10 protein-coding genes are annotated in these 12,315 nt (G+C 69.5%); 3 read left to right on the plus strand and 7 right to left on the minus strand.

Translation table 11 applies throughout. The features are described 5' to 3' along the window. Positions 1-5: 5 nt before the first annotated feature. Entirely contained in the window at positions 6-1,685 is a 1,680-nt protein-coding gene (locus tag G6O69_RS05750; protein ID WP_172302522.1) for a thiamine pyrophosphate-dependent enzyme, read from the minus strand. 338 nt (positions 1,686-2,023) lie between these two features. Between G6O69_RS05750 and G6O69_RS05755 the strand changes: the two genes are divergently transcribed. Further along, positions 2,024-2,482 carry a hypothetical protein gene (locus G6O69_RS05755; RefSeq protein WP_172302523.1) on the plus strand — a complete coding sequence of 153 codons (459 nt, stop codon included), beginning with the start codon at positions 2,024-2,026 and terminating at the stop codon, positions 2,480-2,482. 473 nt (positions 2,483-2,955) lie between these two features. On the opposite strand, the gene G6O69_RS05760 is transcribed toward G6O69_RS05755, so the two are convergent. Next, a complete protein-coding gene (locus tag G6O69_RS05760) occupies positions 2,956-3,360 on the minus strand; it encodes a PaaI family thioesterase (protein ID WP_217910020.1) in 405 nt (134 codons plus the stop codon). 172 nt (positions 3,361-3,532) lie between these two features. Between G6O69_RS05760 and G6O69_RS05765 the strand changes: the two genes are divergently transcribed. After that, positions 3,533-4,204 carry a cytochrome c gene (locus tag G6O69_RS05765; RefSeq protein ID WP_176396655.1) on the plus strand — a complete coding sequence of 224 codons (672 nt, stop codon included), beginning with the start codon at positions 3,533-3,535 and terminating at the stop codon, positions 4,202-4,204. Between the two features lie 232 nt (positions 4,205-4,436). Here the strand turns inward: G6O69_RS05765 and G6O69_RS05770 are convergent, their stop codons facing one another. Beyond that, complete coding sequence (locus G6O69_RS05770) at positions 4,437-4,976, minus strand: CBS domain-containing protein (RefSeq protein WP_172302526.1); 540 nt, start codon at positions 4,974-4,976, stop codon at positions 4,437-4,439. 89 nt (positions 4,977-5,065) lie between these two features. Next, positions 5,066-7,477: an MMPL family transporter gene (locus G6O69_RS05775; protein ID WP_172302527.1), complete on the minus strand. Its 2,412-nt coding sequence runs from the start codon at positions 7,475-7,477 to the stop codon at positions 5,066-5,068. A gap of 53 nt (positions 7,478-7,530) precedes the next feature. Here G6O69_RS05775 and G6O69_RS05780 point away from each other — a divergent pair, with 53 nt between their 5' ends. Beyond that, complete coding sequence (locus tag G6O69_RS05780) at positions 7,531-8,688, plus strand: hypothetical protein (RefSeq protein ID WP_172302528.1); 1,158 nt, start codon at positions 7,531-7,533, stop codon at positions 8,686-8,688. A 58-nt stretch (positions 8,689-8,746) separates the two neighbouring features. Here the strand turns inward: G6O69_RS05780 and G6O69_RS05785 are convergent, their stop codons facing one another. The 3 genes from G6O69_RS05785 to G6O69_RS05795 all read right to left on the minus strand — a co-directional run bounded on the left by G6O69_RS05785 (position 8,747) and on the right by G6O69_RS05795 (position 12,314). Beyond that, positions 8,747-9,610, minus strand: coding sequence for a ribulose phosphate epimerase (locus G6O69_RS05785; RefSeq protein WP_172302529.1), 864 nt, complete (start codon positions 9,608-9,610; stop codon positions 8,747-8,749). A gap of 166 nt (positions 9,611-9,776) precedes the next feature. Further along, positions 9,777-10,703, minus strand: coding sequence for a protein kinase (locus tag G6O69_RS05790; RefSeq protein ID WP_172302530.1), 927 nt, complete (start codon positions 10,701-10,703; stop codon positions 9,777-9,779). 36 nt (positions 10,704-10,739) lie between these two features. Then, positions 10,740-12,314, minus strand: coding sequence for an alkaline phosphatase PhoX (locus G6O69_RS05795; protein WP_172302531.1), 1,575 nt, complete (start codon positions 12,312-12,314; stop codon positions 10,740-10,742). Position 12,315 lies beyond the last annotated feature (1 nt).

Genomic DNA, 12,315 nt, shown 5'->3' on the forward strand with positions numbered 1-12,315 from the left:
GTGCTTCAGCTCCACAGCTTCTCGAGGCTGGCGTTGCGCCGCCCAAAAGGCGGCGCGGGCTCGGGGTCGATGGTCACGTCGACGACGACGGGGCCGGGCATGGCGAGCATCGCCTCGAGCGCGGGTTCGAGCTCGTCGACGTCGCGCACGCGCAGGCCAGCGGCGCCCAGGGCTCGGGCGTAGCCGACGAAGTCCGTGCGCGGGATGTCGGTCTCGAAGGGCTCGAGGCCGACGGCCTTCATGCCGTGGCGGACCATCCCGTAGGAGGAGTCGTTGAGGATGATCCACTTGGCCTCGGCGTCGTGCTTGACCGCCGTGCTCAGCTCGTTGCCCATGAGCATGGCGCCGTCGCCGACGATCGCCACCGCCGGGACCTCGCTGGCCAGGGCGGCCCCGACCACGCCCGATGACGCGTGGGTCATGGCCGCGAAGCTCGGCGAGATCCGGTAGCGCCCCGGGGTATCGAAGCGCAGCTCGAGGTTGGCCCAGGCGAAGGCGTTGCCCACGTCGGCGAGCACCGTGGCCGTGGAGCCTTCGACGACCACGCGCTGGATCGCGGCCATCAGCTGGCAGGGGTGGATCGGGCCGGGGTTCCCCGGCGGCGGCACGAGCACCGGCTTGGTCTCGTTGAGCTGGCGCGCGCAAGGCGAGGTCCAGCACGCGCGCAGCCGCGGGAGGAACTCGCCGATGTCCGCCACGACCCCGACCGTCTCGACCTCCGGGTAGCCGAGGCCGAACACCGAGGGGTCGACGTCGACGTGGATCAGGCTCTCCTGGGGCGCGAGCACCGGGTCGTAACAAGAGGTCGCCTCGCCCAGGCGGCTGCCGAGGACCAAGATGTGATCCACGGGGTACTTGCGGAGATGTCGCTGGACGCGATCGTGGCCGCCGAACATCCCCGTGACCCCGAGGTATTGAGGATGTGACTCGGGGAAGATGCCCTTGGCCCGCGGCGAGGCCATGACCGGGACGCCGGTTCGCTCGGCGAACGCGAGCACCTCCGCGGCGTGTTCTCGCGCGCCAAAGCCAACCCAGATCACGAACTTCCCCGACGCCAGGCGCTCGTAGACCTCGGGGATGACCGCCGCCCCGCTGCCCAGGGGCGGGAGCGGCAGCGCCATCGGCTTCATCGAGATCGGCGAGAGCGCGGCCTGAACCGACAATGGGAGCATCAAGTTGGCCACAAAACCGCCCGGGCGAGCGAGGCCCACGGCGAGCTGACGGCACAGCATCGGCAGCTGGTTTGGGCTCTCGAGCACGAATTGCAGCTGATGTTGCGGGCTCCCCACCCAGGCCGAGATGTCCATGGCGCCCGGCCCAGTCTCCTGAAAGGCTCGACGCGCGCGCTCGCCGTGGTTGGTCGCCGCCGCGACGGTGATGATCTTCGCGCCGTCGCAGGCGGCCGAGATCAGCCCCGTGATCGCGTTGCTCGCACCGGGGCCCGTCGTCGTGAACACCACGACGGGCTCCCCCGAGGCGAAGTGCGCCTCGCTGGCCATGAACGCCGCCCCAGTCTCGTGACGCGCGTGAATCAGATTGATCCCCGCGTCACGCATCGCTGCGCAAAAACGTGCAATCCCACCGCCGATCAGCCCAAAGCCCCGCCGGACGCCAAACGAGACCAACACGCGCGCGAGGGCCTCGGCGATCGTCTCTCGCGGACGAGTGATCTCCAGAGGTTTCATGGTCTACGAAGCGCAGTCACGACAAGCCGAGCACGGCGGGGTCAACAACATCCCCAGCCCGATAAATCACGCCTATTCTGTGGTTCAAAATTACCCGTATCAAATTACCGTCGGAGTGGTCTTTTGGCCCAATCGATCGCTCCTTCGCACATTTCGGGCGAGACCCCTCGTTTGCTCCCCGGAGGGACACCCCACTGGAGGGAGTGTAGCGACCTGTCCACTCGGTGAGGGGAGAGCCTGCGCCCTGAGCGCTTACGCGCATCACGCAGCCCCACGCACGGCCTTCACGCTGTTTTGAGCAGCGATGCACCTCTCACAGATTCATGTAGACTTCGTGCGTGCCCAGCACCATGTACTGGCAGGCTGTTCGCGGAGCGGTACACGTGGTGGTCCATACCCCCCAGGATCCATCCGACGAGGATTGGCAGGCTTACCTCGAGGATGTCACCAAACACGCTGCCAAGATCAAAGGCATCTTGGTCTACACCCAACGGACCGGGCCCTCGGCGTCACAGCGCGCGGCCTCCAACAAGGCCTTCTCCGAGACCAATGGCGACATGAAGGTCGCCATCATGACCAGCTCGCGCATGACCAAGGGGATCGTCACCGCGCTGAGCTGGGTGGTCGGGGGTAATATCAAGGCCTTCTCGACCAAGGACTTCCAGGGCGCGGTCGCCAGCTTGGGGCTCGACTATGAAGAGACCCTGCACGCGAAGGTCGCGCTCAAGACCCTCGCGCGCGCCGCGGGCATCTCCATCGACGCCTTCGCCGACGAGTCTGGCCGATACCAGCGCTAGTGTGCGCGGCAGAGGACTTGAAGGGCCCCAGGCTTGGAGCACCGGCCGCTGACTTCGTTGCTCGTCAGTCATTTGTGCCCGACAAACTCCCTCCTCGCGCCTCGTCAGCAACCGGCGGTCCGGCGCCTGGGACCCTTCAAGTCCTCTGCCGCGCACACTAGGAGCCCGTGGTGAAAATCCCGGCGCGAGGAGCCGCGCTGGGTTCCACCACGGGCTCCTAGAACAGTCGCTGCTAGCCAACGCCGACCAGGGCGCGGACGCTCCCCGAGATCGAGATCCGCGAGCCGACTCCCTTGCACCGCCCCTCGGCTTCCATTCATGGGTCACGCAAAACCCGTCCTTGGGCCGCTTGCTCCGGCCAACTTGCCACCCATAGCCCTCGCCCCCCGCGAGCCCGGCGACCAGGCCTCGACGAAGTCGAGACCTCCCCGGCGCAGGCGCCCGAGCGCGCCATGATTGGCGACCGCCTCGGCTCAGCGCGAGAGGTCGAGCGCCTCGACCTCGACGCGCTCGCCCGCGACCGAAGCGCCCTGCGCGAGCACCAGCATGCGCACGCGCCCCGAGGCCGCGAGCCGGCCCTCGTCGTCGCGGATCTCGACCTCCCAGACCTGGGTCCGCCCGCCGCGAGCCAGGGGCCGCGCGCGACCGTGGAGCTTGCCCGACCGGACGGCGCGAAGAAACGAGGTCGTGTTGTCGAGGCCCACGGTGTGCTTGCCCTCCGGGAGCACGTTGACCGCGGCGCCGACTGAGGCGAGGGTCTCGACGATCGAGCAGTAGACCCCGCCGTGGACCAGGCCGTAGGGTTGGAGCAGCCCGTCGAAGACCTCGAGCTCCGCGGTGACCTCGTCGTAGTCGACGGACGAGAAGCGCAGACCCATGGCCCGCTCGAAGCCCCCCCGGATGGCCTCGATACGCGCGGTGATGTCGGGCGGCAGAGGGGGACGCTCGGGCGCTGGCATGGCTGAGACTGTAGTCGCGAATTCGCCCGGCGCCTCAAAACCCAGCGGGGCTCAGCGCCCATGGCGCATTTTCTCCTTCCTCACCGCTTGTGTGCGCGCGAACGAGCAGCCTAAGCTGTGGCTCCTTCAGACCAAGCTCGAGACCGACATGAAGCGCATCTCCACCCTGCTCCTGCCCTTGGCTTCGGCCCTGCTCCTGACCCTGACCACCGCCGCCTGCGACAAGGGTGGCGACACGAAGGCCGACGACAAGAAGGAAGACGCCGACAAGGCCGGCGACGTCGAAGCTCCCCCCGAGGCGCCGCCCGAGGCCCCCGCCGCCGAGACCACCGGCGACACCACCGGCGGCGACACCACCGGCGACACCACCGGCGGCGACACCACCGAGGGCGACACCACCGACGGCGAGGACACCGAGGTCGCGGCCGCGGCCGCTGCCCCCGAAAAGACCTCGGACTCCAAGGGCAAGACGGGCACCGAGAAGGACGAGCCCAAGCCGGCGGCGGCTCCCGCCGGACCCAAGGCCGACGGCAAGGAGGTCTACATGAAGAAGTGCAAGTCCTGCCACGCCGCCAACGGCAACGGCGACACGACCATCGGCAAGAAGGTCGACATCCCCTCGCTGCAGGGCTCCAAGATGTCCAAGGGCAAGATCATCAAGGTCATCGAGGACGGCGTCGACGGGACCAAGATGAAGGCCTTCAAGACCAAGCTCAGCGCCGACGAGATCGAGGCCGTGGCGATCTTCGTGACCAAGCTCTAGGAGCCCGTGGTGGAACCCAGCGCGGCTCCTCGCGCCGGGATTTTCGCCGAGGGCGCGAAGCCAAAACGCCGCTGTACCGGGCGTACTGCCAGTTTTGGCGACAAAGCCCTCGGCGAAAAGACCAAGCGAGGTGTCGTGTTGGGTTTCACCACGGGCTCCTAGGAGCTCCTGGCCGGCGCATTCACGCCCAGCCCCGCAGCGCGGGCGCTGGGCGTGTCTCGTTTTGGCCCGCTCAGACCTTGGTCAAAAACCAGCTCACCATGCCGTCGTACTTGGACGGCCTGGCGCTGCGAATGTGCGGGCGCGTGGCCGGCTCCTCGCGCGCCTCGTCGCTGGCCTCGACGTCGGGCTCGACGAGGCGGTCGACGGTCTTGCCCATGAGCAGGCTGCGGAGCACTCGCATGGCGTCGGTGGTCGTGAAGATCCCGCTGGGCTTGCCCTCCTTGGTGACGACCACGCTGCCCAGGCGGTCGGACTCCATGCGCTCGATGACCGCGACCAGGGGGCTGTGCTCGGCGCAGGTGAAGGGCGCCGGGGCCATGGCCGCCTCGACCTTGGCCGCCATGGGCTCGATGCCACGCAGCGCAGCGGCGGCCGCGACGTCGCGGGTGCTCAACATGCCAACCAACTTGCCGGCCTCATCGACCACCGGGAGGTGGCGGATGTTGTCCTGGTACATGCGATCGAGGGCGTCGCCGAGCAACATCCCCACCTCGACGGTGGCAGGAAACTCGGTCATGAAGTCGGAGATGGCGGGTTGCTCGCTGGTCATGGTTCCTCTGAGCGCAGTGAACCATTCGCGGCCACGCAGTGCGCGCGCAAACCCTGCGCAGTTCTGCAAATGGTGCGTCCAGGCGCAATTCATGCTCGTGGGCGCTCGCGTCGGCGCACGAGGCCGCGACCGCCGAGGACCATGACCAGCGCGGGCAACACCAGCAGATCCACGACCAGCGCCAAGGCGATCACCGTGGCGCCGAGTAACCCGAGCATCTGGAGCGGCGGAAAGGACGAGCCGAGGTTGAGGGCCAGGCCGCCCGCGAGGATCACCGAGGTCCAGGTCACCGCGCGGCCCGTGTGCGCCATGGCCTGGCGCAGCGCCGCCTCGAGGCTCGCCTCCTCGGCGAGGGCCTCCCGTGTGCGCACGAGGATGTGCAGGGTGTCGTCGACGGCCACGCCCAGCCCCAGGGTCAAGATCACCGCGGCGAGGGGATCCAAGAGCCCGCTCGCGCTCAGGCCCACGGCCGCGTAGCCGAACACCAGGGGCAGCAGGTTGGGCACGAGGCCCAGCGGCAGGGCCCAGGGGCTGCGCAGCAGCAGCGCGATGACGACGACGACCACGGCGAAGACCAGCGCGAAGCTGCGGCGCAGGTCGTCGGTGATCCGGTTGACGCCGCGGTAGGCCATCAGCGCCGTGCCGGTGGTCCGCGCCTCGAGCTGCTCGCGCAGGTCGAGCTGGTCGTACTCGGGGCCCAAGATCCGCGCGAGCTCGGCCTCGGCCTCGGCGGCGAAGGCCACGAAGTCGCGGCCGCCCGCGTCGGGCATGCCGGCGTGGATCCGCAGCGCGCGGCCGCTGGGCGCGAGCATCGTGTCGAGGGGCGCGAAGCCGGCGAGGGCGTCGAGGCGGGCGTCGACGCCCGTCCGCGTCGCGGGGACCTCGGCCGGCTCCCCGATCAGCTCGCCGGCGCGGGCGACCGCGCTGCCGGGGCCGCGGACCTCCCGGACCTCGGGGCGCGCGGCCAGCCACGCCTCGAAGCGGGCGGCCTTGGCGAGCACAGCCGGCTCGCGCAGGTCGAGCTCGGGCGAGCCGGCCAGCCACTCGACCTCGAGGCCGAGCACGCCCCCGAGCGAGGCGTCGACCTCGTCGCTGGCCCGGCTCACGGGGTGCTCGGCCTCGAGCAGGTCGCCCAGGCGGTTGTCGACCTGCACCCGCGACGCCGGGACCAGGGCGGCCGCGCCCAGCAGGCCCGCGGCGACGAGCACGAGCTTGGGCCGCGCGCAGGCCAGGCGCACGCAGGCCTCGCCCACGGCGGGACCGGGCAGCGCGGCCCCGCGCGAGGCCTCCTCGCCCACGAAGCTCAGCAGCAGCGGGACCAGGCTCGTGACCACGGCGAAGGCCAGGACCACGCCGAGAGCCGCGAACAGCCCGAAGCCGCGGAGGATCGGCGCCTCGGCCACGGCCAGCGAGGCGAAGCCGGCGGCCGTGGTCAGCGTGGTCAAGGTGCAGGCCAGGCCGACCTGGGCGCTCGCCTGGACGATCGCCTCCTCGCGGCCTCGGCCCGCGCGGCGCTCCTCGTGGACGCGCGCGACCAGGTGGATCGCGTCGGCCACGGCGATCACCGGCAGCAGCGTGAAGTAGGCCTGGTTGAGCAGGCCGATCGGCTCCCCGAGCCAGCCCATGATCCCCACCAGGGCGAGCAGCGGCGCCCCGGCGGCCACGGCGGGGATCACCACCGCGTGCACGCGCCGAAACATCACCAGCAAGGCCAGGCCGATCAGCGCCAGCATCGCGGGCACGAAGATCGCCTGGTCGTGGAAGACGAGCGCGGAGAAGGCCGCGCGGATCGCCGGGATACCCGCGAGCTCCCGGCGCAGGCCGACCTCCGCCAGGGCCGCGTCGTGGGCCGCGATCCGCTCTCCGAGCGCGCCGTCGACCACGGCTCGAGTGCGCATCACGTCGTCGCTGGAGAACGCCAGCTCGACGACCACGACCATGGCTCGACCGTCGGCGGCGAGCAGGCCCGGGACCACGGGCAGGCGCTCGAGCAGCGCGCGGCGATCCGCCTCGTCGAGGGCCGCCAGGCTCGGCGCGAGGGCCTCGAGGCTCGTGGACGCGGGCGGCCCCCGGTCCGCGCGCCCGGGCCAGGCCAGGCGGGGCCGGGGCAGCGGCGTGCGAGCGACGTCGATGACCCCCGCGACCGCCTCCGCCCCGCGCAGGTCTTCGGCCATAGCCGCGACCACAGCCAGGCGCTCGGGCGTCAGCACGCCCCCGGTGTCCTCTCCCTCCTGCTCCTGCCTCTCCCCCTCCTGCCCCCCCTCGTCCGTGGGGGTGATCAGGATCAGCAGGCGATTGTCGTCGGCGCCCCAGCGCGCCTGAAAGTCGGCCAGGGCCTCGGCCTGCTCGCTGCCGTCGCCGTAGAAGGCCGTCGACGAAAAATTGAGCCGCAGCCTCGTCAGCCCGGCGGCCGCGAGCACCAGCGCGAGCGCGATCAGGGCGAGCGCGAGGCCACGGCGGCGCAAGAGCGCGCGGACCCAGCGAGCGAGGAGATCGGTCACCGCCGCAGTCTACGGGTTTGAGCGGCCCGCGAGGGCGTGGGATCCTCGGGCCGATGCGCGACGATGACGATGACGATGCAGGTGGGGCTGAGAGTGAGGGCAAGGGCGAGGCCAGCGTCGGAGCGACGAGCGCGGCCAACGATCCCCCCGCGGACGAGCCCGCGGCCGCGGTCAGCAGCAAGCGCGAGCGCCCGCAGATCCGCCGCCCGCCGGTGCTCTTCTCCCGCACCCAGCCGATCATCGCCCGCCTCGAGCAGGTCCTCGGCGGGACCTTCGTCGCCTACTGGTGCTCGACCAAGGCCAGCATGCGCCACGAGGACGTGCTCGCCCTCGATCACGTGCTGCGCTGGGCCGTGGCCCAGGGCCGCCCCCTCGACCACGTGTTCTTGTTCATCCGCTCCGACGGCGGCCAGGGCACGGCCGCGCTGCGCATGACCAACATCCTGCGCGCCCGAGCCCAGCGCGTCTCGGCCCTCGTCCCCCTCGACGCGGCCTCGGCCGCGACCATGCTGGCCCTCGGCGCCGACGAGATCTTCATCGGCCCGCTGGGCTACCTCTCGGCCGTCGACACCTCGATCCGCCACGCGCTCTCCCCCGTGGACCACCTCAACGACCGGGTCAGCGTCAGCCACGACGAGCTCACCCGCCTGGTCCGGCTGTGGCGCGAGCAGGCCGCCGAGCCCGAGCCCGGGGCCGAGGCCGCGGCCCAAAACCCCTGGGGCGCGCTCTTCCCCTACGTCCACCCGCTGGTCATCGGCGCCGTGGATCGGGCGAGCTCGCTGTCGATCAAGCTGTGCTCGGAGATCCTCTCGTATCACATGGAGGATCCCCAGCGCGCCGCCGAGATCGCCCGGGCCCTCAACGCCAACTACCCGGCCCACGGCTACCCAATCACCTTGCGCGAGGCCCAGCGCATCGGCCTCGACGCCAAGCCCCTCGCCCCCGAGGTCGACGAGCTGCTGATCAGCCTCGGCCAGCTCTACGCCGAGATGGGCCAGCGCGCCGACACGGACTTCGACCCGCACAACTATCACAGCAACGAGATCCGCAAGGTGTTCGAGACCCGCGATCTCCAGCTCCACTACCGCGTCGACATGGACTGGCACTACCGCGAGAGCGAGCGGCGCTGGACCGCGCTCAACGACCACAGCTCGTGGCGAGAGCTGCGGGTGATCGCCGGGGAGGAGCACGCCAAGGTCCTGCACCTCTAATAAAAACGGCCGGGCCACCCAGGGGTGGCGCCGGCCGGTTTTTTGGGGCTCCTCGGGATCAGCCGGGGAGGATGCAAACACCCAGGGTTTCGAGACCCGGGATTTCCTCGCCCTCTTCCCAGAAGGCCACGCACTCGGTCCCGTCGACGGTGCACTCGCCGTCGTCGGTGTCGCAGTAGGCCGAGCCGGCGCAGTCGGGCAGGTAGGAGGCGTCGACGCACAGGTTGCCGCCCACGCAGTCGTTGATGTAGCCGCACTCGCCGTTGGTCGGGATGTCCTCGGTCGCCGTGGCGCAGACGAAGCCGCTGTTGTCCCAGTAGCAGGAGTTACCCTCGGACTCGCAGTTTTGCAGCAGCGGGTCGCAGGTGGGCAGGCAGACGTTGATCGTGCCGTCGTTGGCGATGGTGCACGAGCTGCCGGCGTCGCACATCGGGTCGTCGGCCGAGCCGGAGCAGAACGGGATGCAGGTGCCGTTTTGGCCCTCTTCGTCCGTGTCCCAGCACCACGAGTCCGCGCCACAATCGTCCGTCCCCTCGGCCGCGCCGGCGTAGCTGCAGGAGTCACCAATCTGGCCTTCGCCCATGACCGGCACGCACTTGTTGGCGTCCCAGCCGCCGCCGCTGCTGGCGTAGGCCACACACTTCTCGCCATCGGCGCAGTCCTGCGCCCAGGGATCACAGGACTCTTCCGTCCCGGGGACGTCCGTCATCAGGAAGGTCGTGCCCTCGTCCGCCGTGCTCTCTTCGCCCGCCGTCGTGCTGGACTCTCCACCGGTGGTGGTGTCGTCGGTACCCTCCTCACCCTCGGTGGTGGAGGTGGAGCCGACGGTATCGTCGCCATCTTCGGCGTTCTTGTCACCACACGCGGTGAGGCCCAAGGTGAGCCCAGTCAGCAGGATGGGAAGCAGTCGCAGGTTCTTCATTGTCTGGAATCCTCTCTCACTCAGCCTTGGATCACGAGCTGCGCATCATCCGCGCCTCTGCGATCTTGCTTACCCTCATTGTTGAAAATAGTTTCGGTAGCTTCCAGACAAAAAACTAACAATCTTGAGCGATAAAACTCACAAAACGTAGCTCTTGTTTCTATTTTTACGTTTTTTTCTCCTGATGCATGCAGGCGGAGATGTCGCGCCAGAGATCCAGCGCCGTCGGTGTCCGACGCTTCGCGTCGGGCGCGAGCGCCCGCGCGAGCGCCGGCGCGTAGATCGAGTCCAGATCCGCCGCCATCTGCGCTGGCACCCCAGCGTGGATCTGCTCCTGGCCGAACTGCAGGATCCGCCCGTGGATGACCATCAAGAACAACAAGCCGGCGTGATAGATGTCGACGCGCCGGTCGATGGGGCCGAGGCTGGGATCGATGGCCTCCGGCGGCAACGTCCACATCGCCAGCTCGGAGCCGTGGGGGCGGATGCTGCCCTCCATGCGTGAGATCCCGAAGTCGCCGAGCTTGAAACCAATCACCGGCTGGCGGCTCTCGTCGAAGGGGTCCTTGGTCGCGCTGACGAACACGTTGCCGACGTGGATGTCCTTGTGCACCCACCCCGCGCGGTGGATGTAGGCCATGGCCTGAAGCACGTCCCGGGCGAGCTGGGGCAGCCACAGCTCGCTGGCCAGGTGCAGCTCCGCCGAGAGCGGATAGAGGCACTTCTCGATCACCAGGTAGAACAGGTTGCGAAACACGAAGGCGTCGTGGATGTAGGTGATGTTCGGGTGGCGCATGGTGGTCAGCACCGCGGCCTCCCGCTGCCAGCGATCCGCGACCTCCTGGAAGCTGCCCATGGGCTTGAGCACCTTCGCGACCAGCTCGCTGCCCCAGTCGTCGCTACAGTCGTAGACGATCCCGTAGTAGCCCTGACCAATGGGCTTCCCGATGTAGTAGTTCGCGCCCTGGTGAGCGATGGCCTCCCCGGGTGAGGGGAAGGCGTAGTGAACCGGCTCGGCCTGAGCCGGCTCGCCAGCGGTGTCCCCAGGCTGATGGCCTGGAGACACCGGATCCGTGGTCACGCGAGAGGCCATGCCCCGATCATAACCCGGGGCCCCACGCGCGGGGGCTCACTCGTCCTCGCCGCCCCCATCGCGCGAGCTGCCGAGCAGCGCGCGCGCTGCCGCGGCGCTCGCCAGCGCAGCCGTCAGCGACGTGCCCACACCCTCGTCGCTGGTCGAACACCCGCAGCCCGCGTCCTCCGTGTCCCCGAGGCCAGCGTCGCCATCGCTCTCACCGAGCTCGTCTCCCCCGCTCCCGCCGCTGTCCCCCTCGTCGCCCTCGCTCCCGCCAGCGCCCTCGCCCTCGCCCTCGCCCGCCGTGTCCGTGTCGCCGGTCTCGCCCGTATCCCCGGTGTCAGCGCTCTCCCCCTCGTCAGCCACGAAGGGCCCGGTGATCACCAAGGTCAGCCCGTCGACCTGGATGTTGACGAACATCGCCTCGCCGTCGGGCGAGAAGCACACCCCGGCCATCTCGCTGTCGCTCAGGGCGTTGCGGCCAAAGGTGCAGACCTCGCCAAATTGATCGATCCAGCGGATGTACTGCTCGCCGTCGCCGTCCTCGACGATGAACACCTCGCCCCAGGGCGCGACGGTGATGTTGTCGGGGTTGTCGAGCACGCTCGTGTCGGTCGCGTTGACGACACACTCGAGGGTCGGCGCCTCGGGGTCGTCGATCAGCCGGAAGATCTGGCCCTTGCCCAGCGGGCCGCCGCTGGTCGAGCAGACGTAGACCTGCCCCTCGAAGAACCACATGCCCTCGCCGCGGATGATGATCGCCGCGTCCTTGTCCTGAGCCTCCTCGCGCAGCGTGTCCTCGTCGGGATCGCTGTCCTCGAGGTCGACCCAGGTGATCTCGACGACCTCGCCCTCGGCCATCAGCAAGGTGTTGTAGCCGGGCTGACCGACAACCGCGAGGGCCTGGAGCTTGCCCGTGAAGGGCGTGTCGACGCTCTCGGGCACGAAGCGGTAGAGGCAGGAGTTGGTCCGGTCCTCGCTGAGGTAGGCGTAGTTGTTGGACGGGTCGACGGCGACGGCCTCGTGGTTGTAGCGCCCGTAGCCGGGGACCGGCTGGGCCGGCTGCACGGACTCGGCGTCGGCCGGGCACACGAACACGTAGCCGTGGCGGTAGTCGCCGTTGATGTCGGTGTTCTCCTCGCAGCTCAGCCAGCCCCAGGGGCTCGGGCCGCCGGCGCAGTTGCGGACCGTGCCCACGAGCACGAGGTTGCTGGAGATCCGCTCGTAGCTGCTCGCGTCGACCACCACCCGGGTCACGCCGCCCATGCCCTCGGGATCGTAGGCCTCGGGCGCGACCTCCTGGCCGTCGAGGTAGGGGCCGAGGTCCGTGTCGTTGAGGCTGATCTCGTGGTTGCGCAGCAAGATCAGCGTGTCGTCGGGGCCGGCGAAGCAAGCCATGCCGTCGGGCCGCCCGGGCACGCGGTAGCCGTCGCTCATCGCCCCCCCGGCCTCCTCGAGGATCATGTAGCTGAAGCCCTCGGGCAGATCGAGGATCCCGGCGGGGTCGGAGACCAGCGGGCCCCAGCGATCGCTGGCCACGGCGCGCTTGCTGCCGGCCAGGCTGGCGAAGGCCGCGGCGAGGCCGGCGGCACCAGAGGTGATCAAGAAACGACGACGGTCGAGGGCCATG

It is taken from the genome of Pseudenhygromyxa sp. WMMC2535, assembly GCF_011083025.2.